Origin of the sequence: Streptomyces sp. NPDC016459 (assembly GCF_040632845.1) — a bacterium.
Lineage (GTDB): Bacteria > Actinomycetota > Actinomycetes > Streptomycetales > Streptomycetaceae > Streptomyces.
The window spans coordinates 121,059-143,604 of sequence record NZ_JBEYCR010000002.1 but is presented as its reverse complement, the minus strand read 5'-3'; the positions used below and the strand labels follow the sequence as shown (position 1 = coordinate 143,604).

Annotated in this window: 29 protein-coding genes, 4 tRNA genes and 4 pseudogenes; 20 read left to right on the top strand and 17 right to left on the bottom strand. The window is 69.3% G+C overall.

Features of this window, described 5'->3' with window-relative positions:
• Positions 1 to 65: 65 nt before the first annotated feature.
• The 3 genes from nusG to ABZ567_RS06200 form a co-directional block, all read right to left on the bottom strand.
• Complete coding sequence (gene nusG, locus ABZ567_RS06210; protein WP_360785292.1) at positions 66 to 1,010, bottom strand: transcription termination/antitermination protein NusG; 945 nt, start codon at positions 1,008 to 1,010, stop codon at positions 66 to 68.
• Between the two features lie 44 nt (positions 1,011 to 1,054).
• On the bottom strand, positions 1,055 to 1,336 hold the full coding sequence (secE, locus tag ABZ567_RS06205; protein ID WP_055599927.1) for a preprotein translocase subunit SecE: 282 nt from the start codon (positions 1,334 to 1,336) through the stop codon (positions 1,055 to 1,057).
• Positions 1,337 to 1,439: 103 nt separating this feature from the next.
• Positions 1,440 to 1,512, bottom strand: a tRNA-Trp gene (locus ABZ567_RS06200).
• A 206-nt stretch (positions 1,513 to 1,718) separates the two neighbouring features.
• Between ABZ567_RS06200 and ABZ567_RS06195 the strand changes: the two genes are divergently transcribed.
• Both ABZ567_RS06195 and ABZ567_RS06190 read left to right on the top strand, forming a co-directional pair.
• The gene (locus ABZ567_RS06195; RefSeq protein ID WP_360785290.1) at positions 1,719 to 2,945 is read left to right on the top strand and encodes a pyridoxal phosphate-dependent aminotransferase; all 1,227 of its coding nucleotides are present in this window, start codon (positions 1,719 to 1,721) and stop codon (positions 2,943 to 2,945) included.
• A 125-nt stretch (positions 2,946 to 3,070) separates the two neighbouring features.
• Positions 3,071 to 4,126: an adenosine deaminase gene (locus ABZ567_RS06190; protein ID WP_360785288.1), complete on the top strand. Its 1,056-nt coding sequence runs from the start codon at positions 3,071 to 3,073 to the stop codon at positions 4,124 to 4,126.
• Between the two features lie 30 nt (positions 4,127 to 4,156).
• Here ABZ567_RS06190 and ABZ567_RS06185 read toward each other — a convergent pair whose 3' ends face one another.
• The 6 genes from ABZ567_RS06185 to ABZ567_RS06160 all read right to left on the bottom strand — a co-directional run bounded on the left by ABZ567_RS06185 (position 4,157) and on the right by ABZ567_RS06160 (position 6,687).
• Complete coding sequence (locus ABZ567_RS06185; RefSeq protein ID WP_360785286.1) at positions 4,157 to 5,212, bottom strand: UDP-N-acetylmuramate dehydrogenase; 1,056 nt, start codon at positions 5,210 to 5,212, stop codon at positions 4,157 to 4,159.
• A 66-nt stretch (positions 5,213 to 5,278) separates the two neighbouring features.
• Positions 5,279 to 5,707 (bottom strand): MaoC family dehydratase, encoded by a 429-nt coding sequence (locus tag ABZ567_RS06180; protein ID WP_360785284.1) that lies wholly within the window; start codon positions 5,705 to 5,707, stop codon positions 5,279 to 5,281.
• Between the two features lie 2 nt (positions 5,708 to 5,709).
• A complete protein-coding gene (locus tag ABZ567_RS06175) occupies positions 5,710 to 6,162 on the bottom strand; it encodes a MaoC family dehydratase N-terminal domain-containing protein (RefSeq protein ID WP_360785282.1) in 453 nt (150 codons plus the stop codon).
• A gap of 82 nt (positions 6,163 to 6,244) precedes the next feature.
• Positions 6,245 to 6,409, bottom strand: coding sequence for a 50S ribosomal protein L33 (gene rpmG / locus ABZ567_RS06170; protein WP_003956487.1), 165 nt, complete (start codon positions 6,407 to 6,409; stop codon positions 6,245 to 6,247).
• An 88-nt stretch (positions 6,410 to 6,497) separates the two neighbouring features.
• Positions 6,498 to 6,570, bottom strand: a tRNA-Met gene (locus ABZ567_RS06165).
• 44 nt (positions 6,571 to 6,614) lie between these two features.
• Positions 6,615 to 6,687: transfer RNA gene (locus ABZ567_RS06160), tRNA-Thr, on the bottom strand.
• A 208-nt stretch (positions 6,688 to 6,895) separates the two neighbouring features.
• Here ABZ567_RS06160 and ABZ567_RS06155 point away from each other — a divergent pair.
• The 5 genes and pseudogenes from ABZ567_RS06155 (at position 6,896) to ABZ567_RS06135 (ending at position 10,847) form a co-directional block, all read left to right on the top strand.
• Positions 6,896 to 8,176, top strand: a complete 1,281-nt coding sequence (locus ABZ567_RS06155; protein WP_360785280.1) for an amidohydrolase family protein — start codon at positions 6,896 to 6,898, stop codon at positions 8,174 to 8,176.
• Positions 8,177 to 8,178: 2 nt separating this feature from the next.
• Positions 8,179 to 8,835 (top strand): NAD(P)H-binding protein, encoded by a 657-nt coding sequence (locus tag ABZ567_RS06150; protein ID WP_360785279.1) that lies wholly within the window; start codon positions 8,179 to 8,181, stop codon positions 8,833 to 8,835.
• 1,206 nt (positions 8,836 to 10,041) lie between these two features.
• Positions 10,042 to 10,164, top strand: a pseudogene (locus tag ABZ567_RS06145) (NUDIX hydrolase); the annotation flags it as partial.
• A gap of 170 nt (positions 10,165 to 10,334) precedes the next feature.
• Positions 10,335 to 10,512: pseudogene (locus tag ABZ567_RS06140) on the top strand (protein spdB); the annotation flags it as partial.
• Positions 10,509 to 10,847, top strand: a complete 339-nt coding sequence (locus ABZ567_RS06135; RefSeq protein WP_360785277.1) for an RRQRL motif-containing zinc-binding protein — start codon at positions 10,509 to 10,511, stop codon at positions 10,845 to 10,847. The pseudogene ABZ567_RS06140 and the gene ABZ567_RS06135, both read left to right, overlap by 4 nt.
• Before the next feature lie 36 nt (positions 10,848 to 10,883).
• On the opposite strand, the gene ABZ567_RS06130 is transcribed toward ABZ567_RS06135, so the two are convergent.
• Complete coding sequence (locus ABZ567_RS06130; RefSeq protein ID WP_360785275.1) at positions 10,884 to 11,123, bottom strand: hypothetical protein; 240 nt, start codon at positions 11,121 to 11,123, stop codon at positions 10,884 to 10,886.
• 75 nt (positions 11,124 to 11,198) lie between these two features.
• Here ABZ567_RS06130 and ABZ567_RS06125 point away from each other — a divergent pair, with 75 nt between their 5' ends.
• From ABZ567_RS06125 to ABZ567_RS06115, 3 genes are all read left to right on the top strand, one after another.
• Positions 11,199 to 11,576 carry a DUF6251 family protein gene (locus tag ABZ567_RS06125; protein WP_360785274.1) on the top strand — a complete coding sequence of 126 codons (378 nt, stop codon included), beginning with the start codon at positions 11,199 to 11,201 and terminating at the stop codon, positions 11,574 to 11,576.
• A gap of 169 nt (positions 11,577 to 11,745) precedes the next feature.
• Positions 11,746 to 11,862 (top strand): DUF6257 family protein, encoded by a 117-nt coding sequence (locus ABZ567_RS06120; protein WP_360785272.1) that lies wholly within the window; start codon positions 11,746 to 11,748, stop codon positions 11,860 to 11,862.
• A gap of 85 nt (positions 11,863 to 11,947) precedes the next feature.
• A complete protein-coding gene (locus ABZ567_RS06115) occupies positions 11,948 to 12,130 on the top strand; it encodes a hypothetical protein (protein WP_360785270.1) in 183 nt (60 codons plus the stop codon).
• Between the two features lie 93 nt (positions 12,131 to 12,223).
• Here ABZ567_RS06115 and ABZ567_RS06110 read toward each other — a convergent pair whose 3' ends face one another.
• Positions 12,224 to 13,522 (bottom strand): hypothetical protein, encoded by a 1,299-nt coding sequence (locus tag ABZ567_RS06110; protein WP_360785268.1) that lies wholly within the window; start codon positions 13,520 to 13,522, stop codon positions 12,224 to 12,226.
• Positions 13,523 to 13,767: 245 nt separating this feature from the next.
• Here ABZ567_RS06110 and ABZ567_RS06105 point away from each other — a divergent pair.
• Together ABZ567_RS06105 and ABZ567_RS06100 are read left to right on the top strand one after the other, a co-directional pair.
• Positions 13,768 to 14,395: pseudogene (locus tag ABZ567_RS06105) on the top strand (cell division protein FtsK); the annotation flags it as partial.
• Positions 14,396 to 14,438: 43 nt separating this feature from the next.
• Positions 14,439 to 14,660 (top strand): annotated as a pseudogene (locus ABZ567_RS06100) (site-specific integrase); the annotation flags it as partial.
• Between the two features lie 199 nt (positions 14,661 to 14,859).
• On the opposite strand, the gene ABZ567_RS06095 reads toward ABZ567_RS06100, so the two are convergent.
• Positions 14,860 to 14,941: transfer RNA gene (locus ABZ567_RS06095), tRNA-Tyr, on the bottom strand.
• 170 nt (positions 14,942 to 15,111) lie between these two features.
• On the opposite strand from ABZ567_RS06095, the gene ABZ567_RS06090 reads away from it, so the two are divergent.
• Positions 15,112 to 15,603: a YajQ family cyclic di-GMP-binding protein gene (locus ABZ567_RS06090; RefSeq protein ID WP_360785266.1), complete on the top strand. Its 492-nt coding sequence runs from the start codon at positions 15,112 to 15,114 to the stop codon at positions 15,601 to 15,603.
• 28 nt (positions 15,604 to 15,631) lie between these two features.
• Here ABZ567_RS06090 and ABZ567_RS06085 read toward each other — a convergent pair whose 3' ends face one another.
• The gene (locus tag ABZ567_RS06085; protein WP_360785264.1) at positions 15,632 to 16,759 is read right to left on the bottom strand and encodes a tyrosine-type recombinase/integrase; all 1,128 of its coding nucleotides are present in this window, start codon (positions 16,757 to 16,759) and stop codon (positions 15,632 to 15,634) included.
• A 5-nt stretch (positions 16,760 to 16,764) separates the two neighbouring features.
• On the opposite strand from ABZ567_RS06085, the gene ABZ567_RS06080 reads away from it, so the two are divergent.
• The gene (locus ABZ567_RS06080) at positions 16,765 to 17,010 is read left to right on the top strand and encodes a hypothetical protein (protein ID WP_360785262.1); all 246 of its coding nucleotides are present in this window, start codon (positions 16,765 to 16,767) and stop codon (positions 17,008 to 17,010) included.
• A gap of 8 nt (positions 17,011 to 17,018) precedes the next feature.
• On the opposite strand, the gene ABZ567_RS06075 is transcribed toward ABZ567_RS06080, so the two are convergent.
• Positions 17,019 to 17,255, bottom strand: a complete 237-nt coding sequence (locus ABZ567_RS06075; RefSeq protein WP_360785261.1) for a hypothetical protein — start codon at positions 17,253 to 17,255, stop codon at positions 17,019 to 17,021.
• Positions 17,256 to 17,385: 130 nt separating this feature from the next.
• Here ABZ567_RS06075 and ABZ567_RS06070 point away from each other — a divergent pair, with 130 nt between their 5' ends.
• From ABZ567_RS06070 to ABZ567_RS06045, 6 genes are all read left to right on the top strand, one after another.
• Positions 17,386 to 18,150: a hypothetical protein gene (locus ABZ567_RS06070; protein ID WP_360785259.1), complete on the top strand. Its 765-nt coding sequence runs from the start codon at positions 17,386 to 17,388 to the stop codon at positions 18,148 to 18,150.
• A 131-nt stretch (positions 18,151 to 18,281) separates the two neighbouring features.
• Entirely contained in the window at positions 18,282 to 19,022 is a 741-nt protein-coding gene (locus ABZ567_RS06065; RefSeq protein WP_360785258.1) for a DUF6879 family protein, read from the top strand.
• Complete coding sequence (locus ABZ567_RS06060) at positions 19,019 to 19,861, top strand: helix-turn-helix transcriptional regulator (RefSeq protein ID WP_360785257.1); 843 nt, start codon at positions 19,019 to 19,021, stop codon at positions 19,859 to 19,861. Before ABZ567_RS06065 ends, ABZ567_RS06060 begins: the two co-directional genes overlap by 4 nt.
• An 87-nt stretch (positions 19,862 to 19,948) precedes the next feature.
• Complete coding sequence (locus ABZ567_RS06055; protein WP_360785255.1) at positions 19,949 to 20,164, top strand: hypothetical protein; 216 nt, start codon at positions 19,949 to 19,951, stop codon at positions 20,162 to 20,164.
• Positions 20,161 to 20,325 carry a hypothetical protein gene (locus ABZ567_RS06050; RefSeq protein WP_360785253.1) on the top strand — a complete coding sequence of 55 codons (165 nt, stop codon included), beginning with the start codon at positions 20,161 to 20,163 and terminating at the stop codon, positions 20,323 to 20,325. Before ABZ567_RS06055 ends, ABZ567_RS06050 begins: the two co-directional genes overlap by 4 nt.
• Positions 20,326 to 20,465: 140 nt before the next feature.
• Positions 20,466 to 20,963 (top strand): hypothetical protein, encoded by a 498-nt coding sequence (locus tag ABZ567_RS06045; protein ID WP_360785251.1) that lies wholly within the window; start codon positions 20,466 to 20,468, stop codon positions 20,961 to 20,963.
• A gap of 60 nt (positions 20,964 to 21,023) precedes the next feature.
• On the opposite strand, the gene ABZ567_RS06040 is transcribed toward ABZ567_RS06045, so the two are convergent.
• The 3 genes from ABZ567_RS06040 to ABZ567_RS06030 form a co-directional block, all read right to left on the bottom strand.
• Positions 21,024 to 21,614 (bottom strand): hypothetical protein, encoded by a 591-nt coding sequence (locus tag ABZ567_RS06040; protein ID WP_360785249.1) that lies wholly within the window; start codon positions 21,612 to 21,614, stop codon positions 21,024 to 21,026.
• Between the two features lie 211 nt (positions 21,615 to 21,825).
• A complete protein-coding gene (locus ABZ567_RS06035; protein ID WP_360785247.1) occupies positions 21,826 to 22,077 on the bottom strand; it encodes a hypothetical protein in 252 nt (83 codons plus the stop codon).
• Complete coding sequence (locus ABZ567_RS06030; protein WP_360785245.1) at positions 22,074 to 22,469, bottom strand: hypothetical protein; 396 nt, start codon at positions 22,467 to 22,469, stop codon at positions 22,074 to 22,076. Before ABZ567_RS06030 ends, ABZ567_RS06035 begins: the two co-directional genes overlap by 4 nt.
• Positions 22,470 to 22,546: the final 77 nt, after the last annotated feature.

Sequence of the window (22,546 nt, the reverse complement as noted above, 5' to 3'; positions counted from 1 at the left end):
GCTAAAAACCGAGCAGGTCAGAGCAGCTGTGAGAGCCACTCTGACCTGGTCGGAAACCTATGAGATCAGTTCTTCTGGATCTGGTCGAAGCTGAGCTCGACCGGGGTCTCGCGACCGAAGATCTCGACGAGGCCCTTGACCTTCTTCGAGTCGGGGTTGATCTCGTTGATCGTGGCCTGGAGGGTCGCGAAGGGACCGTCCGTGACCGTGACCGAGTCGCCGACCTCGAAGTCCAGGACCTGGACCTCCAGCTTGCGGGACGGAGCCGGCTTGCCCTCGGCCTCGGCGGCCTCGCGGGCGGCCTTCTCCTCGGCCTCCGGGGCGAGCATCTTGACGATCTCGTCCAGGGTCAGCGGGTACGGGTCGTAGGCGTTGCCCACGAAGCCGGTGACGCCGGGGGTGTTGCGGACGACGCCCCAGGACTCGTTCGTCAGGTCCATGCGGACGAGAACGTAGCCGGGAAGCTTGTTCTGCTTGACGTTCTTCCGCTCGCCGCCCTTGATCTGGACGATCTCTTCCTCGGGGACCTCGGCCTGGTAGATGAAGTCCTCGACGTTGAGCGAGACGGCGCGCTGCTCGAGGTTCGCCTTCACGCGCTTCTCGTAGCCCGCGTAGGTGTGGATGACGTACCACTCGCCGGGGAGGGTGCGCAGCTCCTCGCGGAGCGCGGCGACCGGGTCGACCGGGGCGGCCGGCTCGGCCTCTTCCTCGGTCTCCTCGTCGGCGTCCGCGACGGTCTCGGCGTCCGCGTCCTCGACGTCGGCGGTCTCGTCCTCGTCACCCTCGGGGGCGGCGTCGACGGTCTCGTCCTCGTCGCTCAGGGCGGCGTCGACGTCCTCGTCGATCTCCTGCTCGTCCTCGTCCTCGACGTGGACAGCGGCTTCCTCGGCGGCGTCGCCGGCAACGTCGTCAGCAGCGTCCGCCTGGTCCTCGTCGGCCGCCTCGACGATGTCCTGCTCGTCCTCGACGGACTCGGACTCGAAGGCGTCGTTCAGGTTCGCGTCAGACACGGTGGCTGCTTCTTCCTGCGATACAGATGGGGTGGAACAAAAAGTCAGCCGAAGACGTACTTGACTGCTTCCTGGAAGCCATAGTCAATCACGGTGACAAGGCCGATCATGATGACGACGAAGATGATCACCACAGTGGTGTACGTCGACAGCTGGCTGCGCGTGGGCCAGACGACCTTGCGGAGCTCGGCGACGATCTGGCGGTAGAAGAGCGCGAGACGGCCCAGAGGGCCCTTCTTTCCGCGCTTGCCGCCCTTGCGGGACTTCTTCTTCTCGGCCTCGTCATCGGCATCAGGCATGTCGATGGAGCCTACGGCGTCCGTCACGATCTCTCACCTGATTCCGGGTCGGCCGTGCCGCGCCCGGGTGGAGCCGCACGGCGGTGCAATGAAGTACGTACATGCGCACAACACCTGGCGGTGTGTGTAGCAGGGCCGGAGGGACTTGAACCCCCAACCGCCGGTTTTGGAGACCGGTGCTCTACCAATTGAGCTACGACCCTTTGTTGGTGTCCCCAACCTACCGCATCGTGAGATGTGGTCGGTGCGGGCCAACGAGCAGTGAGCATACGTGGTCAGAGGGCTCCACGTCGAACAGAAACCACGGGCGACCTGCCGTCGGACGCGCGTACGACCGGGAATGACCGTTCCTGTCCGGTCCGTGAAACCTGTGTGCCGGGCCCTGAGGCGGTCTGGGACGATGGGCCGTATGAGCGCTGCTACCCCTCCCACCGAGCGTCGGGTCTCCGCCCGCGTCGGTGCGATCTCCGAGTCCGCCACCCTCGCCGTCGACGCCAAGGCCAAGGCTCTCAAGGCCGCCGGGCGCCCGGTGATCGGTTTCGGCGCGGGTGAGCCCGACTTCCCGACTCCGGACTACATCGTCGACGCGGCCATCGAGGCCTGCAAGAACCCCAAGTTCCACCGCTACACGCCCGCCGGTGGCCTCCCCGAGCTGAAGGCCGCCATCGCCGCCAAGACGCTCCGCGACTCCGGCTACGAGGTCGACGCCTCCCAGGTCCTGGTGACCAACGGCGGCAAGCAGGCGATCTACGAGGCCTTCGCCGCGATCCTCGACCCGGGCGACGAGGTGATCGTCCCGGCGCCGTACTGGACGACGTACCCCGAGTCGATCCGCCTCGCGGGCGGTGTCCCGGTGGAGGTCGTGGCCGACGAGACCACCGGCTACCGGGTCTCGGTGGAGCAGCTGGAGGCGGCCCGTACGGAGAGGACCAAGGTTGTCCTCTTCGTCTCCCCGTCGAACCCGACCGGCGCCGTCTACAGCGAGGCCGAGACCGAGGCGATCGGCCGCTGGGCCGTCGAGCACGGTCTGTGGGTGCTGACGGACGAGATCTACGAGCACCTGGTGTACGGCGACGCGTCCGCGGTCTCGCTGCCGTCGGTCATGCCGGAGCTGCGCGACAAGTGCATCGTCGTCAACGGTGTCGCCAAGACGTACGCGATGACCGGCTGGCGGGTGGGGTGGATCATCGGCCCGAAGGACGTCGTGAAGGCGGCGACCAACCTGCAGTCGCACGCCACGTCCAACGTGAGCAACGTGGCGCAGATGGCCGCGCTCGCCGCCGTGTCGGGCGACCTGGACGCGGTCGCCGAGATGGGCCGCGCCTTCGACCGGCGCCGCCAGACGATCGTGCGGATGCTCAACGAGATCGACGGCGTGTTCTGCCCGAACCCGGAGGGCGCGTTCTATGTGTACCCGTCGGTGAAGGCGCTGCTCGGCAAGGAGATCCGCGGCAAGCGCCCGCAGACCTCGGTCGAGCTCGCGGCCCTGATCCTGGACGAGGCCGAGGTCGCGGTCGTCCCGGGCGAGGCCTTCGGCACGCCGGGCTACCTGCGTCTGTCGTACGCGCTGGGTGACGAGGACCTGGTTGAGGGCGTGTCCCGGATGCAGAAGCTGCTCGCCGAGGCCACCGTCTGATCTACGGCCCCGTGCCCTGCGGGCCCCCGGTTCTTCGGAGCCGGGGGCCCGTTTTTGCGTTCTATCGAGGTCCCGATCGGGGAAACGGGGTGTCCTGCTCCGTTCGGGTGCGGCAGGATCGATCGATGCTGGCCTCTTCAGGGGGACACCCCCCGACCCCCCCGTACGGACACCGCGACATCACCCTGCTGCCCAAGGCGCATCTGCATCTGCACTTCACCGGTTCGATGCGGCCCACGACGCTCATCGAGCTGGCCGACAAGTACGGCGTGCACCTTCCCGAGGCGTTGAGCAGCGGTACGCCTCCGAAGCTGCGGGCGACCGACGAGCGCGGCTGGTTCCGCTTCCAGCGGCTCTACGACATCGCCCGCTCCTGCCTGCGGACGCCCGAGGACATCCAGCGGCTGGTGCGCGAGGCGGCCGAGGAGGACGTCAGGGACGGGTCCGGATGGCTGGAGATCCAGGTCGACCCCACCTCGTACGCGCCGCATCTCGGCGGGCTCATCCCGGCCCTGGAGGTCATCCTCGACGCGGTCGAGGCGGCCGCGCGGGAGACCGGGCTCGGGATGCGGGTGCTGGTCGCGGCGAACCGGATGAAGCATCCCCTGGAGGCGCGGACGCTCGCCAGGCTCGCGGTGCGGTTCGCGGACCGGGGCGTGGTGGGCTTCGGACTCTCCAACGACGAACGGCGGGGCCTGGCCCGGGACTTCGACCGGGCCTTCGCCATCGCGCGGGACGGCGGCCTCCTCGCGGCCCCGCACGGCGGCGAGCTGGCGGGCCCCGCGTCCGTACGCGACTGCCTGGACGATCTGCGGGCGACACGGGTGGGGCACGGCGTGCGGTCGGCGGAGGACCCGCGGCTGCTGCGGAAGCTCGCGGAGCGGGGTGTGACCTGCGAGGTCTGCCCGGCGTCCAATGTGGCGCTCGGGGTGTACGAGAGGCACGAGGACGTGCCGCTGCGGACCCTCTTCGAGGCGGGGGTGCCGATGGCGCTCGGCGCGGACGACCCGCTGCTCTTCGGCTCGCGGCTGGCCGAGCAGTACGAGATCGCCCGCCGGCACCACGGGTTCACGGACGCGGAGCTGGCGGAGCTGGCACGGCAGTCGGTGCGCGGTTCGGCGGCCCCGGAGGGCGTACGGACGAAGCTGCTCGCGGGGATCGACGACTGGATCGCCGGCTGAGTCCCCCGGGCGGCTCGCGGGTGTGGCGCCCTAGAGGGCCACGCCCACCGTGACGGGCTCGTTGACCAGCGTGATCCCGAAGGCCTCCCGGACCCCCGCGACGACCTCGCGGGCGAGCGCGAGCAGGTCCTCGGTGGTCGCCTCGCCCCGGTTGGTGAGGGCGAGCGTGTGCTTGGTGGAGATCCGCGCGGGCCCGGAGCCGTACCCCTTGGTGAACCCGGCCTTGTCGATCAGCCAGGCGGCGGAGGTCTTGGTGAAGCCCTCGCCCGCGGGGAAGGCCGGCGGGGTGACGTCCGCGCCGAGCCGCTCGGTCACGCGCGCGTGGAAGGCGGCGTACTCCTCGTCGTCAAGGATCGGGTTGGTGAAGAACGACCCGGCGGACCAGGTGTCGTGGTCCTCGGGGTCCAGGACCATGCCCTTGCCGGCGCGCAGCCGCAGGACGGTCTCGCGGGCACGCGCGAGCGGCACCCGGTCCCCCGCCTCGACCCCGAGGGCGCGCGCGGTCTCGGGGTACTTGATCGGCGCCGACATCCCGTCCGCGTCCTCGAGCTCGAAACGGACCCGCAGCACCACGTACCGCTCGGGGTGGTCCTTGAAGAGGCTGTGCCGGTAGGAGAAGGCGCACTCGGCGTTGGTGAGGGTGACCGTCTCGTCGGCGCGCCGGTCGTAGGCGACGACCTCGGTCACGGTGGCGGAGACGTCCTGCCCGTACGCGCCGACGTTCTGGATCGGGGTCGCACCGGCCGAGCCGGGGATGCCGGCGAGGCACTCGATCCCGGCGAGCCCGGCCTCGACGGTCCGGGCGACGGCATCCGTCCAGACCTCGCCGGCGGCGAGTTCGAGGCGGGTCCCGTCGAGGGAGAAGCCGGTGGTGGCGATCCGCAGTGCGGTGCCGTCGAAGCCCTTGTCCCCGATGACCAGGTTGGATCCGCCGCCGATGACGAGCAGCGGCGTCCCGGAGGCGTCGGCCTCGCGGACCGCGGCGACGACCTCGTCGTCGGTGGTGGCGGTGACCAGCCGAGCGGCGGGACCGCCGAGCCGGAAGGTGGTCAGGGGGGCGAGGGGGGCGTCGTGGAGAAGCTGCACGGGCCCAAGGGTACGAGAAAAGCCCATGACCTCTTGCGCAAGCAAGAGGTCATGGGCCTCACAACGTCAGGCGAGCCGGACCACGGCCCGGCTCATCCCCAGCACCTTCTGCCCGGCGCACATCGCGGTGAGGTCCACCCGCACCCGCTGGTCGTCCAGCTTCGCGGCGACCTTGGCGCTGACCTCCACGAGGGCGCCCTGGTCGTCGTTGGGGACGACGACCGGCTTGGTGAAGCGGACGCCGTACTCGACGACGGCGGCGGGGTCGCCGGTCCAGTCGGTGACGACGCGGATCGCCTCGGCCATGGTGAACATCCCGTGGGCGATGACGTCGGGGAGGCCGACCTCCACCGCGAACTTCTCGTTCCAGTGGATGGGGTTGAAGTCCCCGGAGGCGCCGGCGTACCGGACGAGCGTGGCGCGCGTCACGGGGAAGGACTGCGCGGGCAGCTCGGTGCCGACCTCGACCTCGTCGTAGCTGATCTTCGCGGTCATGGTCAGGCCTCCTCGGGTGCGCGGGAGACGAGCTTGGTCCAGGCGGTGACGACGTGCTCGCCCGAGGCGTCGTGGACCTCGCCGCGGATGTCCAGGATGTCGTTGCCCGCCATGGACTTGATCGCCTCGATGGTGGAGGTGACCGAGAGCCGGTCCCCGGCGCGTACGGGCCGGGTGTAGGCGAACTTCTGGTCGCCGTGGACGACCCGGCTGTAGTCGAGGCCCAGCTGCGGGTCCTCGATGACCGCTCCGGCCGCCTTGAACGTGATGGCGAACACGAAGGTGGGCGGGGCGATCACCTCGGGGTGGCCGAGCGCCTTGGCCGCCTCGGCGTCCGTGTACGCGGGATTGGCGTCCCCGATCGCCTCGGCGAACTCGCGGATCTTCTCGCGGCCGACCTCGTAGGGCGGGGTGGGCGGATAGGTCCGGCCCACGAAGGACTGGTCGAGCGCCATGGACTCGATACCTCCTGGTTCTGTTGCCGACAAACGACACGAGGCCGCCCCCGAATGGGGACGGCCTCGTGTACGAGCCTGGTTAACGCGTCTCGCGGTGCGCGGTGTGCGAGTTGCAGCGAGGGCAGTGCTTCTTCATCTCAAGTCGGTCCGGGTTGTTACGCCGGTTCTTCTTGGTGATGTAGTTCCGCTCCTTGCACTCCACGCAGGCCAGCGTGATCTTCGGGCGGACGTCGGTGGCAGCCACGTGAGTGCTCCTTGGACGGACGGTGGACGGATGAACGCATAAAAGAGTAGCCGATCGAAGGACCGACCCCACAATCGGCTACCGTGTGTAGCGGTGACCGGACTTGAACCGGTGACACAGCGATTATGAGCCGCTTGCTCTACCGACTGAGCTACACCGCTTTGATGATCCGGATCCCGTCCGAAGACGGGTTCCTTCCCACCAGAGCCCCAATACGGAATCGAACCGTAGACCTTCTCCTTACCATGGAGACGCTCTACCGACTGAGCTATTGGGGCGAGCGAGGAAGACATTACACGGTCTCCGGCCCATCACCCAAATCCGTTTCGCGGCCCCCGCGGGACGGTCCTCACCAGGGGTCACGTACGCCACTCGTGGCCTCATCGGTACGACTATTGCGCTCCTCCTCGAAGGTCGCAGCGAGCGCCCCTAGGCTCGGCCCCCACGCTTCGTGATCTTGATCTTGAGGAGCCTTGAGGAGCCCCGATGTCAGCCGAAAGCAAGCAGCCCCAGCCGCCCGACGACGGGGCCGCCACCACCGCCGACTCGACCTCGCTCCTGCTCTCCCACGCGCGGCTCACCGACGGACGGACCGTGGACGTCCGGCTCGTCGGCGGCCGGATCGAGGCCGTCGGTACGGCCGGGAGTCTGACCCCCGTGGGCGCGCGCGTGGACCTGGCCGGCTATCTGCTGCTGCCCGCCGCCGCCGAGCCCCACGCCCACGCCGACACGGCGCTGTCCGCCGACTCCCCCGGCCCCGTCTCGTACGCGCCGGAGGACGTGCAGCGCCGCGCCACCGAGGCCGCGCTGCTCCAGCTCGGCCACGGCGCGACCGCGCTCCGCGCGCACGTGCGGATCGGTGACGTGCACGCGCTCGGGCCGCTCGAAGCGGTGCTCCAGGCCCGCCGCTCCCTGCGCGGCCTCGCCGACCTGACCGCCGTAGCCGTGCCCCGGCTGCTCACCGGGGTGGCCGGCGCGGACGGTCTCGCGATGCTGCGGGACGCGGTGAAGATGGGCGCGGGAGTGGTCGGCGGCTGTCCGGACCTCGACCCGGACCCCGCCGGCTACGTGGAGGCGGTCCTGGAGGTCGCGGCCGAGCACGGGGTGCCGGTCGACCTGCACACCGACGGGGACGACCCGGCCCGGCTGGCGCGGCTGGCGGCGATGGCCGGGGGGATGCGGCCCGGGGTGACGATCGGCCCGTGCGCGGGGCTCGGCGGGCTCCCCGCCGACGCGGTGCGCAGGGCGGCGGACCAGCTGGCGGCGGCCGGGGTGACGGTGGTGTGCCTCCCGCAGGGCGGCTGCGACGGTACGGAACGGCGCGGGGCGGCGCCCGTACGGCTGCTGCGGGCGGCCGGGGTGCGGGTCGCGGCGGGCAGCGGAGCGCTGCGGGACGTGTCCAACCCGGTGGGGCGGGGGGACCCGCTGGAGGCCGCCTACCTGCTGGCCTCGCTCGGCGGGCTGCCGGCCGAGGAGGCGTACGCGGCGGTGAGCGCTGAGGCGCGGGAGGTGATGGGGCTGCCGGAGGTGCGGGTGGAGGCCGGCTTCCCGGCGGAGCTGCTTGCGGTGCGCGGTGAGCGTCTGTCGGGCGTGCTGTCCCTCGCGTACAGCCGGATCGTGGTGCACCGGGGGCGGGTGGTGGCGCGGACGAGCGCGGTGCGGGAGTACTGCGATTCGGCGGCGGCGCTCGATCTGCCGCGGCAGGCGCGGCCGGAGCGTCCGCCGGAGCCGGGGAGCCCTCCGGCCGGTCCCGTCGTACGGTCGTGAGTATGCGCATCGTCATCGCTGGAGGACACGGACAGATCGCCCTGCGCCTGGAGAGGCTGCTGTCGGCGGGCGGGCACGAGGTCGCGGGGATCATCCGCGACCCGGGACAGGGCGGAGACCTGAGGGACGCGGGGGCCGAGCCCGTGATCCTGGACCTGGAGTCGGCGTCGGTGGAGATGGTCGCGGCGGTCCTCCAGGGCGCCGACGCGGCCGTCTTCGCGGCGGGCGCGGGACCGGGCAGCGGCGCGGACCGCAAGGACACGGTGGACCGCGCGGCGGCGGTGCTCTTCGCGGACGCGGCGGAACGAGCGGGCGTACGGCGCTATGTCGTCGTGTCGTCGATGGGCGCGGACGCGTCCCACCCGGGTGACGAGATCTTCGACGCGTACCTCCGCGCCAAGGGGGCCGCCGACGACGAGGTCCGCGCACGGACGGCGCTGGACTGGACGATCCTGCGCCCGGGCACCCTGACGAACGACGCGGGCACGGGCATGGTCCGGCTTGAGGCCCGCACGGGCCGCGGGCCGATCCCCCGCGACGACGTGGCGGCGACCCTCGTGGAGATCCTCGACACCCCGGCGACGGCCGGCCTCACCCTGGAACTGATCGCGGGCTCGACCCCGCTGTCGGTCGCGGTGAAGGACGTGGCCGGAAACTGACCTCCGGAAACGAGGAAAGGTCCCCGGTGCAAGCACCGGGGACCTTTCGTATCGCGTGGCGACGCCAGGATTCGAACCTGGGTAGGCTAAGCCGACGGATTTACAGACTCCTGACGCCGGTCCACGTTCATGCCCTCTGATCTGCGCACGGAGCCTGTGACGGAGCCCCCTCTGTGGTCCTCGTCCGCGCCTCGTCCAGGTTGCGCGACTGACAGATGGTAGGGCGTTCATGAGGCATTCTCGTCGCCTATGTCGTATCGGCTGCGCTTCTGTATGCCCCTATGCCAAGATCTCCGGACACTGCTAGATGCGAGCCGGGGTGGGGCGCGTTGTCTGAGGAGCCAGAGCTGACAGCTGCGCAACTAGTTGTCGCGATGCCACAACCAGATGATCGGGTGCAAACACACTCGATCGCTACGAATGGCAGCGGCCATGGCCGCTGCCGATGGGCTGAAGCTCTACCTCATGTCCCTTGGCCCAGCCAAGCGTCCGTCCGCAACCAACGATGGTCGCATCCTCTGCGAGTACCACGAAGACTGGGTGGTTCTACAAGGACCCGAGGCGGAGCCGGTCTCTGGTAAGCACCGCGACCCTGCGGTTGGCCCGTTCACGACCATCAATCAGCTAGCCAACGAAGGCGGTCTGACCCACCTGTTCTTGCGGTGGATCGACCTCAAAGAGAAGCCCCCTTGCAGGCTGGCTACGACACATGGCCTGGCGAGGGGTGATCCCCAGAGCCTTGAAGCCGCTATCCAAAGCTTGCGATCCTTTCGACTCGCCCGTGGCCGAATCGAAGTTTCCGATGATCACGCGACTCCCGTCAGCGACTTGCATGAGGCAATCCGCAAGCATGGCGCCAAACAGCTACCGAAAACATGGCAGGGAAGGCAGAGGTAAACCTTAGCCATGAAGAGCAGTGCACACAAACCGCTCGATTCCTTTCAGCTCTGACCATTCAGGTTGAGAATATCGGCCGCAAGCATGTCGACGGCCTCACGGTCAGACCTTGATGATGCGGACGCTGGGGCCGCAGAGCGTCACTGTACAGGACATTGACATTGCGATTATCACAGCCGCAGCAAACCCTTCGGCATACGAGCCTTTACCCTCTCCAGTACGACTGAGTCGATCTGCAGTGAAGATGCGCAAAGGCGGATTCTCTAACAATAGAATCGAGCGCGCCGAGCAGCTCCGCAAGGATTTCTCAAGGTAAAAGAGGTCCGCTGGATGGCTCCAGCGGACCTCGATGACCTGGATATCCACCCGTCCATGCGGTTGCGTATCCAGCACGGTCTGGACGAGTCGCGGCGCGAGCCCTACATCGGCTGAACGTCGGTCGCGGCGGCAGTCAGGCGGCCCTCCACTCGTTCGTTCGCCGCGTAGGTCTCCGGCGCCGCTCGCTGAATGAACCGGTCCCGGAGGAAACGGGCGCCGTCGAGCGGGTGGAAGTCGGTGGTGGCGAGAGGGGACGGCGGCGGCCTCCAGCAGCTCGGCATCCCGCCGCTCCCGCCCTCAGCGATGCCGAACTGGACCGGATCGGCATGGAGCTCCGCACCAGCCAGTCGCCGCCGCTGTCCTACCGCGAGCTGTCGATCCGCTTCCGGGGCGGCCGGTCACAGCGCGAGTGAGATGCGGCTGCGGGCAGCATGGCGGCGCGTCACCCCGACCGCCTCATGAGCACCCTCGCCGTCTACCGCTGGCGCCTGGCCCCCGAAGGACTGGTGACCTTCCGGCAGCTTCGGGCGCTGGGTCTGCGTCCGGCCGGTCAGCCAGTCGTGGGCCAGCTCGAACGCCCCCGCCGACGGCGCGAACCGCTGGTCGCCTTCCTCTACCGGATCGACCTCGCCGCCCCGGTCCGGCCGACGACACCGGCCCGGTGGGCGGCCCTGGAGCGGGCGAACGCGGCCCGCCGAATCTGCCCGGAGTGCGGGCGGGACGCCGGATACCACATCCCGTCCTCGCTCGGCATGTGCACCCCCTGCGCCTACCCCGAGCAGTCGAACTCCGGCTGACCGGCCAGAAAGGTCCCGTCGTCTGGCGGGCTCCTGTCAGGCCGTCGGGTTCGCTCCCCGACCGAGCAGGTACTCAACCTCGCCCGGTGACACCGCAATCCCGTACCGGCGCGAGATGTTCATCAAGCCCTCGACAGGGACGTCGTAGAGGTCCCCATCGAGTCGTTCCAGTCCAAGCCAGGACCGCACCTCGGCGTCCGAAAGCCCAGTCAGCAGGTGACGGCACCAGTACGCGCCTGTGGACCGGTCGAACTCCTCCAGCAGCCACACGGCCACGGCTCCCCCTGCCGCCTTGCCGCATTGATCCCCCATGGTCGCGACTCTAGCGTCCACTCTGACCTGGGAGAACCCATGAACAACCTCCCCGAGCCGGTCCGGGTCGTGCAGCTGCCGGACGGCACCTACACCTACGCCGACCACCTCCCCGTCCCGATCCAGCCGACCGGCCCGCAAGTGGTGCACCAGCACATCCACCAGGCCCCGCCGGACCGCACGGTCCAGCGGATCGCGCTCGGCTCCGGCATCGGCGCCGGCACCGTGGCCGCCGGGGTCTACTTCGGCCCGCTGCTCGTCGGGGCGCTCACCGCCATCGCCGCGAATCTGGCCCTGCTCGCGTTCCTCGCCACCGTCCTCGCGCGGGGCGTCGTGAGCGTCGTGAAGTCGGGCGGCGGACCGGACGGCAAGGCCGCCGCCAAGACCCTGAGCAAGGCCCGCAAGCGCCGTCGCTGACGGCTGCCCGATCCGCCCGACACGTTCGGGCGGTGAGGGGAGCCGGGACAGCCCCGGCAACGGAAAGGGAAACCGGTCGTGGCCAGCAGGAGGAACGCCGAGCAGGACCCGAACTACCCCAAGCTCACCGCCGGTGAGCACACCCGGATCGCGCTGAACGTTCGCCCGCATGTGCAAGCGGTCGATCGCGAGCGACACCGTCTACCAGGGCGACCTGGAAGAGAAGATCGACCGGATCATCGACCGCGCCCGCGAGCGCGCCGAGAAGAACGCCACCAAGAAGTAGCGTCGCCGCTCCCTCCACTCTTTCGAGCGGCAGGAGTGGCCATCAACCCGAATCACACCGGAGGACCCGAGTGGGCGCACCACTGTTGACCTGGAAATTCACCGTCGAAGCGGCCGACAGCAAGGGCCGCCGGGGTAAGCACAGCGGTCTCATCGACTCCCACAGCGAGGCATCCGCCCGCCAGGGCGTCATCGAATCGGTGCAGGCCGCCGGATACCAGCCCTGCGGCGCGGTGACCCTCAAGCCGAAGCGCCCACACCGACTCTGACCGTCGCCCGGGAGCGGCGAGCAGGGCGCTTGCCGCGGCCAGGGCCGTTTGAGTGGTGTGTCTTATGGTCCCCGGGAATTCCCGCCGGATCGCTCAGAGGACGAGGTTGTAGATGTCCCAGTCCCAGCCGATCTTGGTGCGGGTCGTCGGAACGTAACCGAATCCGGACAGCTTGCGCTGGTAGGCGTACAGGTCGCCTCCGGGGGTGCGGGCCAGCAGGTCGAGGCCGTTCAAACGGCCGAGGTCCTCGGTGCCGGCGAGCGTGTTGTAGACGTTCCAGCCGCCGCCGACCTTCACCGGCGCGTCGAACGGCCCGCTCGACGGGTGCTCGGCGGAGCTGTGGGTGTACTTCCACAGGACGCCAGCCGTGTCACGGGCGATCAGGCCGTCGGCGTATCCACTGATCTTGGTGTAGGCGTTCCAGCCGCCGCCGACGCGCTGGCGCGGATAGAACTTGCCGTAGGAGTCATTGACGTACTCCCACAGGACGCCGCTCTGGTCGCGGGCGTACAGATTCGTGCCATAGCCATAGCTGTCGTGGGCAATCTCTGTGTAGATGTTCCAGCCGCCGCCGACACGGACGCGGGGCTTGAAGGGGGCCTCCGGATTGCCGGAGCCCTGGTAGTACCAGAGGACGCCGTCCTTGTCGCGGGCGACCAGACTGCCCCAGCCTGCCGCGGAGATGTCGCCGAGCGGCACGATCGCGGTGTACACACCCCAGCCGCCGCCGACGCGCTTACGCGCCGTCAGCTTGCCGTCGGCCGATCCGGTCGCCTCGTACCGCCACAGGACGCCGCCCTTGTCGCGGGCGTGGACGGCACCGCGCAGACCCGCCTCGGGGGTGCCGAGGACGGCGTCCACGCCGGCAGCGCCCTTCGAGACCACCCTCCCCTGGGCATCCTTCAGCGTCACCGACAGGTCGAACGAACCGAACCAACTGTCCCAGGAGCCGAAGTCGAACGTCACGGCATAGTCCAGGGTGGCCTTGGCCTCGACGGCGGGAAGGTCGACGGCTATCGGCTCCCTCTCGTAGTCATCGTTCATGTACCACGAGAGGGGCACCGGGGCGGCCCCATCCACCGACGCGGTCGTGTCCATCCTCCGCGCGACACGATCCGGGGTGGTGCCGGCGCCGGGCCACTCGGATATCGGCTTGCCGAATCCGAGCGTCGCCGTCACCGGACCGGTCACCCCGGCCGGCAGGGAGACGCGGAAACGGACGGTCCCCGGACCCTCCTCGCCGGCCCACACCTTCGTCCGGCCCCCGTCCTGGACCACCGTGCCGGGCTCCACGGCGGCCTCCGCCCGGTTCACCGCCGGCGCGGCCACGGCCGCAGCTCCCCCGAGCGCCACCGGTGCGATACCGGCGACGAGGGCCGTCACCATAACCAAGCCTGCACGCGTACGCGCCACGGACTCCCCCTGTTTTCAGCTCATTGGTGAGGAAGCGGTCTCCCGCCTCCTCGGACACCTCTAGGACATCCGGGGTGCCCCCAGGGTTGTACGGGTCGTTCTCACTGATTCCGAAGCGGTCGTCAAAGCGCAAGTGGCTTGCCCCGGGGCGGCCGACAGCCGGCAAGCATCCCGACCGCCCAGGCCCGTTCCTCCGCCCATTCGAGCAGCAGGAGAAGACCAGCATGACCGAGACGGCCACGGCCGCGCACCTGCGGCCGGTGCCCGACATAGACCGTGACGACGAGACGCCCACCGCCCCGGTGCCCGTGGACAAACCCGTCGCTCCCTGACCCGAAGGTCACCATCGAGAAGCGCAAGCCGGTCCTCGCCGGATGGCTCACCAACCGGCGGGACTTCCTCGCCACCGCCCGCCACACCGGCGCCAACACCGGCTACGCCGCGCTCTACCACGGCGTCCGCGTCCCCGTATACGCCGGACGCCTCGCGCTGATGTCCCCGCGGGGAACCTGCCGGTTCATCGCCTCCACCAACCGGTGGGTGTGGGACCGGGAGGCCGCACCGCTGCGCGACTACGCGGTGCGGACCGAGGACGTGGAGGAGTACATGCGGCTGTCCAAGCTGCGCGCCGGCCGGATCCGGCTGCGCGGCCTGGTCACCCTCGTCTCCCTCGTCTTCGGCGCGGGTTTCGCCCTCTGGCTGTACGTCCTGGCCCCCGCCTACCTCTACGTGTTCGCCACCGGCGGGGTGCTGCTGCTCGGCATGGCCGGGCAGCAGCCCGACTCCCCGGTCGTCGGCCCGGCCGTGCTGAAGACCGAGATCCAGAAGCTGACCGGGTCGATCGTGCTGCGGCATCACCGAGGGCGAGAACTCGGTGTGCGCCCGCGAGGACGTCCTGACCCCTTCGGAGCGGGAATCGAAACTGGCCAAGCGGCCGTATGACCTTCGTCACGCGGCCGTCTCGACCTGGCTCAGCTCCGGCGTCGAGCCACAGCTTGTCGCCCAGCGGGCCGGGCACTCGGTGGGGGTCCTCTTTCGCGTGTACGCGAAGTTCCTCAAGGGGGGCGACGAGGCCGCGAACGCCAAGATCCCCGCCCGGCTGAACCAGCACCGGTGAGCGTCACCGCCGGCCCTCGACGGTCGCTCTCGTGGCGGCGGCTCGCGGCGGGCTGGATTCCCGTCCACGGCCCGTCCAGACGCGCTGGTAGAGAGGGTGATCGAGAGGTACAGGGCGAGACAGTCGGGCCCTGGTCCAACCTTTACACGCGAACGGCCCCTGATCACGTTTCCGCAGATCAGGGGCCGTTCTTATCGCGTGGCGACGCCAGGATTCGAACCTGGGTAGGCTAAGCCGACGGATTTACAGTCCGCTCCCATTGGCCACTCGGGCACATCGCCATGAGATCGCTGCCGTGGAGCCGCTTTTCGGCGGTGTTCCGTGGCAACGACGTAAACGATACCTGATCCCCGGGGGTGGTTCGCCACCGGATTGATCAGCGATCGGGGCCCCGGCACACCCCCTAGGCTTTGGGCTGTACCCCAAGCATCCGAGCAAGGAGCCACGAGTCATGGCCGACTCCAGTTTCGACATCGTCTCCAAGGTCGAGCGGCAGGAGGTCGACAACGCCCTCAACCAGGCCGTGAAGGAGATCTCCCAGCGCTACGACTTCAAGGGGACCAACGCCTCGATCTCCTGGTCCGGCGAGAAGATCCTGATGCAGGCGAACGGCGAGGAGCGTGTCCTGGCCATCCTCGACATCTTCCAGACCAAGCTGATCAAGCGGGGGATCTCGCTGAAGTCGCTGGACGTCGAGGGCGATCCGCAGCTGTCCGGCAAGGAGTACAAGCTCTTCGCGTCGGTCACCGAAGGCATCTCGCAGGAGAACGCCAAGAAGGTCGCGAAGGCCATCCGGGACGAGGGCCCCAAGGGCGTCAAGGCGCAGGTGCAGGGCGACGAGCTGCGGGTCAGCTCGAAGAGCCGGGACGACCTGCAGGCCGTCCAGACGCTGCTCAAGGGCAAGGACTTCGACTTCGCGATCCAGTTCGTGAACTACCGCTGAGCAAAGCCTCTGACCTGCTGAAACTCGGCTAGGCCAGCCTGACAGGGCACAACGGGGGCACATCGCCGAGGACCGCCTCGACGGCTGCCCGCGTTGTGTCCTCGTCGTCGGGCCAGAGGTGCGTGTACGTGTCGAGCGTGATCGACGGCTTCGAGTGCCCCAGCCGGCGCTGAACCGTCTTCACGCTCTCCCGGTGCTTGATGAGCGCCGAGGCGTAGAAGTGGCGTAGGTCGTGCATGCTCGCGCCGTCCGGCCCCTGAACAAGGGCGGGCTCCTCCCCCGTCGGCCGGCCGCGCTGGACCCATGCCGCGTACGCCTCGCCGTGCGCCTTCGCCAGGGCCTTGTTCGCCCTGATCTCCATGCGCCCCCAGACGTGTGCCCAGTTGGCGCGCTTGATCACGTCGGTCCGACCGCTCGTGAACAGCAACTTCACCTTGCGGCGGCGCGGTTTGCGCGGGTCGGTCCGGTCCCCGATCTCAACCAGTGGGGCCGGGTACTGCTGAAGATGCGCGGCGAGCGCGTCGACAGCCGCGCCGACCAGCGGCACGGTTCGGTAGCTCTCGTGCGTCTTGGGCTCGCCGAGGTACGGCTCGGGGGTCTCCTCCTGGTCGCCCTTGTCGGGCGTGACGAGCTGCTGACGGACAACCACCTCGCGGCGCAGGAAGTCGACGCAGTCCGTTTCCAGCCCGAACACCTCGCCCTGCCGCAGCCCCGAGGCCGCGGCGAGCAGGATCATGGCGCGGTACCTGTCGGGCGCCGCCTCGATCAGCGAGCGCACCGCGTCGGGGTGCAGGGGCACGATCTCCGCCTTGCGCACCTCCGGGATCTTGACGCCCGAGCAGGGGTTCAACGCGATGATCCGGTCCCGCACGGCCGTGTGCATCACGGTGACGAGGTAGGCGTACGTCGTACGGAGCGTGGACGGCGCGACGACCTGCGACCGGTCCTTGACCCACGCCTGCACCTCCGAGGGCCGGATGCTCACGATCGGCCGGTCACCGAAGGTCGGGTAGATGTGCAGGCGCAGCGCCCGCTCGACACGGGAGGCTGTGCCGTCTCGGTGAACGGCCGAGGTCCGCCAGCGCTCGGCAACAGCCCGGAAGCTCTCTTTGCCGGCCGTCGGGTCAACTGGACGCCGCGGGCATCGACTCCCCACGGGAGATGCCCCGGCGCTACGGCATCGCCGCCAGCCATGACAGCGTGTCGGTCTACAAGCCCGAGCGTCTGGCCGGGTGCGTCGGCGTTTCCCCAGCGCTCGCAGTCGCCGCAGCCATAGGTCTCGCGGTCCGAGACAACGGCGACCAGGCCAAGATCTCCGACCAGATGACGTACCTCTCGTCGCGGGTGGACACGTTGCTCACGCAGGTGCCCGCCGTACGCGCCGCCATCGAGGGGACCGCCAAGTGACCGGCCGCCTACACGAGACATGGAGCAGCGGCGACCCGGCACCGCGCCGTCGGCACGTAGAGCCCGTCGGCTCCGTGTCGCCGACCGTCCACCGGTTCGCGGAGCAGCAGGCCCGCCTCGCCGCCGAAACCGCCGCTGATCACTACCGCGTCCCCGAGACCCGCGAGGCCCTGCTCGCGATGCGGCCAGCCGATCAGAACCGGACCTACCTCGAACACCGCGAGACGTATGACCGGCTCATACACGGCACTCCCGCGGCGCAACTGCTCCCTGCCCCGAGTGCTCGCCCCCGCCCTGCGCCTTTCGCCCAAAGCGCAGGGCGCCTCGGCGTTCCGAGGTCATAGCCTGTCCTCCTCATCGCTACAGGGGGGACCTGTGAACACCACACCACCGCAGCGGCCGCCAAGACCTGACGAGGATCTTGAGCGGTTTCACAACGGGGACACCCTCGACAACATCCCGATCATCAGGGTCCGCAAGCAGTTCCCGTGGAAATTGGTCGTTGCTGCGGTCGGCGGGTCTCTGCTGATCGCCGCGTGTCTCCTGGTGCTGGTGTTCCATCCGGGCAGTCGAAACAGCAAGGCGACAGACCTTCCCCGAAGCAGCCCGACCACGGTCAGCACAGCACGGGTCGAGAGCTCGCCGTCCGTCACCAGGCGCGCGACCGCGCAGGAGACGGCCCCTTCGTCTGCTCCTGCGGTTCGGAGCGTTGCTCCCACGGCGCGTCCCCAGAGCTGCGTGCCGGTCTCCTACAAGTTGCCCGACGGCCCGAGCCTCTGCGAGTCAAAGGCCGACGTCTGCGCCCTCGGTTCGCCCATGTACACACCAGACATCGAGACCATCTGCGGAGCCGCACCGATCGCGCGCATCTACGTGCAGAACACGGACTTGGTGGAGGCCGGTGGCTGCCTTTCTCTGGAGAGCACGGCGTGGGTCACGGGAACAACCACGTACCTCGGAGCGGACGCGCCGGGCTACCAGTGCAACGCGTACGTGGATCGCACCGACCTTGAAACTGGCGGGGTGCCACTGACTGCCTGTCAGGAGTACTACCCGAACACCCGGCAGACGTTCCTTGCGGAGCTCACGACACCAGCGGGAACCATGACGGCCTGCATCACGGCCCGCCACGGAGCCTGACGTCGTTCCAGGAGCTGTTGCCTGCAATCACGTCTCGCTCAACCGCATCTGCAATATCGCGCAACTCGCGCTCGCCTGCGGACCATCCGGCGCATTCTGAGATCCCGACCCGGCGAGAACGGAGCTCCGGAATGACGCTCAGGTTCATCGGCACCACCAGCGACGACGGCGACTGCCCGACCCTCTACGAAGTCGAGGGCACGGACAGCGTCCTTGTGCAGGGCGACCGCGTCACCGACCCCGAGCAGCTCGCCGAACTCCGCCACGTCAAGGAGTCCGAGACGTTCGTGACCGTGCCCCGAGACCTCCTCGTCCGCTTCGCCCCGCGCACCGAGGCCCGCGAGATGATCCCCTTCGCCGAGATCGCCCACCTTTTCCGCGAGTTCAGGCACACCGCCTGGCGGCTGGAGACCCGCCGCGGCTACGCCACCGACCGCAACAGCCCCAAGTGGGCACGGTGGAAGGCCGGCGCCGACATCGCCGCCGAGCCGCTCGACGCCTGGCGTGAGAACGTCGCCGCCGCCCGCGCCGAGGGGAAGCGGTTCGAGCGGGTCCGCCTCGTCGACGAGCCCCTGACCGAGGGACAACGGTTCCTCCTCGATTCCGGCCTTGGCAACGTCGACGCGGGCGAGGACATCCGCAACCTCCCCCGCGCCGAGGCCGAGCGGTTCAACCTGCCGGACTACGACTTCTGGCTCTTCGACTCCCGCGTCCTGGCCCGGTTCGTCTTCGACGAGGACGACACCACCCTCGGCGTCATCCTCAGCAAGGACCCCGCCGATATCGCGGCGGCCTGCCAGGCCCGCGACGCCGCATGGCACCACGCAACACCCACCCGCGAGTTCGCGCAGCGGGTACGTTCGGCCATGTGAGTACGGACTTCCAGAACGGCCGGGACACCCTCGGCGCGCGGCTCCGCGAGCTGCGCGTCGAGGCCGGCCTCGACGGCAAGACCCTGGCCGAGCGCCTCGGCTGGCAGCGGTCCAAGGTCAGCCGCTTGCAAAACGGCAAGCAGACCCCCACCGTGGCCGACCTCGACGCATGGGCCGCGGCGGCCGGCCGCCCGGACGCGACCGCCGAACTCCGAGGACGCCTGTCCGGCCTGGAAAGCCGCTACCGGTCATGGCGCCGCCAGCTCGCCGCCGGCCACCTGGCCCGCCAGGAACAGGGCATCGCCGAGACCGCGGACACCCAGATGACCCGGGCCGTCGAGGCCGTCCGGATCCCCGGCCTGCTCCAGACCCCGGACTACGCCCGCCACACGCTGACGACCGCCGCCGAGTTCCGCCAGGTCGTCCGGAACGTGGAGGACGCGGTCCGCGCCCGTATCCGCCGCCAAGAGGCGCTGTACGACCCGGACAAGACGTTTCACTTCCTGGTCTGGGAACCCGCCCTGCACGCCCGGACCGTCCCGCCCCGCGTGCACGCCGCGCAGCTCGACCGGCTCATGAGCGTGATCGGCCTGGACACCATCGAACTCGGCGTCATCCCCCTCGGCGCCGAACTGCGCCGCGCCCCGAGTCACGGATTCTGGATCTACGACCGGCGCCTCGTCATCGTCGAGACCATCGGAACCGAGATGTGGCTCACCGACGACAACTCGCTCGCCACCTATGAACGGGCCTGGGACTGGCTCGCCGACGCTGCCGTCCACGGCGAGCACGCGCGCCGCCTCATCGGCCGCGTACGGGGCTCTCTCGCCCCCGCGTGAGCAACCGCACCCAACCTACTCAGCGGCTCCCGCAATCCGGCGCAATCGCCCGGCACGCCCGCAACCGGCCGTCCTACCGTCCCGGTCATGGCGACGACGACAGACGATCTGACGGCCGTTGAGTTACCGCTCATCGGCACCCTCACCCAGCGGCAGCAGCGCGGCCAGGACTGCGTGTGGTGCGGCATTACCCTCGCCGCCGGCACGGTCACCGACCTCGGCCCCCGCCGGTACCGACGGGCCGACTGGGTGACCTACTGGTTCCCCCGTGCCTGTAAGAAGCACCCGAGAGGTGAGCAGTGAAGCACTGCGCCTACTGCGAGCAGCCGATCCTCGGCACGGCCGTCCCCGTCGCCGACGATGCCGGCACCGGCGCGCACGCCCCCGCCTACTGGCATGCCAACAAGGGCGAGTGCGGGCCGCGCGTCCTGCGTACCTCGCCTCGCGACGACGACCGCCGCTGATCTCCTGCCCGTGGACGGTACGCCGATCGTTCACGGGCAGGACCAACCCCGCCGACCGCGGCCATCCGCCGGGCTTGTTTCTGCATCACGAGACGGACAATCACCCTTCACGCACCCAACTTGTCCGGCACCCTGGCCCGATGCGCAGACTCACCACCGCAGCCCTCGCTGCGGCTATCGCCGCTCTCCTCGTCGCCTGCGGAACCACACCTGAGCCGGACGCTCCGGCCGCCGGGCGGCAGGGGGAACCGGGCACTACCTCCAGTCCCAGTACGCGCGCCTTCGACGTCCACGACTGCAAGGCACTCCTCGAACGCGGCTACGCCGCAGGTGCCCCGCGAGACGGTTCCAAGGACCCTGAATGCGCGCACCTCACCCGCGATGAGTACACGGCTGTCGTGGGCGAGGTCATTGCTGGCCACAAGGACGAGATCATGGAAGACGCGGCTAGCGAAGTCGCGTGGGACTCAGCTTGGGACCAGACCGGTCCTGAACAGCAGACGGTCGTATGCGGGCGTCTCAAAACGGACGGCGCCGCCGTGGTCGGGCAGGAGATGGCCGACGCATCCGACAGCCCAAGCGGGGACGAAGTTGAGATGGCTCAGTACTACCTCGACGAGAAGTGCCCGCAGCTCTAGCGGGCCCAACCACCGATCAATCGAAGCGAGGGACCTCCGAGGAACTTCCGGCTCAGGTCACTAGCCGACGGAGACAACCCGGTCGGGCTGACCACCTGGGGCGATGGTCACTTCGTGGACCGCGCCTCCCTCGGTGGTCATGCGAATCCGGTCGGGAGCCGTCCACACGGTCTCGCGGAGCGCGTTGTCTTCGGAGTCGCCGTTGAAGCAGCCGACACTCCAGCGGCGTTCCAGCGGCTGGCTTCCCTGGTGGATGTAGACGCACCAGACGGGGTCGAAAGAGCCGCCCAGCGTCACCACGAACCGGCGGTCGTCGCGGCCGGGAGCCGTCTCCGTTTTCACCTCCTCGTCCGAGTCGCCGAACACCGCTGAGGCGAAGCCGCCGAGAAGCAACGTCGGGACGCCGACGACGAGCAACATGGTGACCAGGGGCACGCGCAGCGAAGATTTCGTCAGCCCCAAGAGGACCGTCCCGGTCAGCGCGGCCATGGCGAGCCATCCCAGCAGCAGGACGTACTCGCGGAGCCCGAGCAGCAGGACCAGAGCGCCCTCGCCTCCCGAATCGAGCCCGGCCACGGCCGCGGCGCCGAGGACGACCCCCACCGTCAGCAGCAGGAAGGCCGACGGTCTGCGATACCGCGTGAAGTTCATGATCCCCCCGAACGATGTGGATCACGCAGCCTATGGGGGAGGGCACGGCCGAGGCCAGGGCCGATAGGCCAGGGCGACGCGGAGCGGGAAGCCGCGTAGTCGGACCTCGATAGTCCGTCACTAGTCGATGCCAGTGACGCCCGTTCAGGGCATGGAGAGGCCCCGGAGCGGGATGCTCCGGGGACCTCGTATGCCGGGGTGCGTATACGGATCAGGGCGTGGCGGAGGGCGTCGGACGCCTGTCGTACGGCGGCGCGACCATCTTCATGCGGGCGGGTGCGACACCCTCGGGATAGACGCCCTGCTCCCACAGATCGCGGTACCCGTGGGCGAGGAATCCGACCGTAAGGCGGACGGCGTCGGACGCCGTCATACCGGTCTTCATGAGGGCGGCGAGGTCGTCGGACAGCGCGTTGTCGACGCGGACGCTCATCCGCTTGCCAGGCTTCGGCGGAGTGCTCATCGGCCGACCTCCTCGCCTACGGTCCGCAGCAGCGCGGCGTACTCACCGCGGGTCTGCCCGGTGACGGCCGGCAGCAGGGCGAGCAGCTCCCGCTCGGCCTCGTCGACGGCGTCGCCCTGGTGCAGCCGGTCGGCGATGACGAGGGCTTGGGGGCGGCGCAGTGCCTCTGTCATGGCCGCGACCGGTCGGTGGCCGTGCAGGCGGTCGGCGAGCAGCAGCAGCGCGGCCGTGAGCGGCGCGGTAGCGGGCCAGGTCTGGCCGAAGGCGTTGCCGTGCTCCCCCTCGTGCCCGGCGGACAGGATGCAGGGGATGCGGTTGATGCCGACGGCCGGCCCCTGCTCCCACCCGGGGCGCCGGGCCCCGCACAGGGCGGGCGGTACGGTCTTGCTCATGGTCAGGACTCCTTGATCGGAAGGGTTCGGATCAAGGCGCCGTTCGGTGGTGACACACCGGGCGGCGCAGCTCGCGT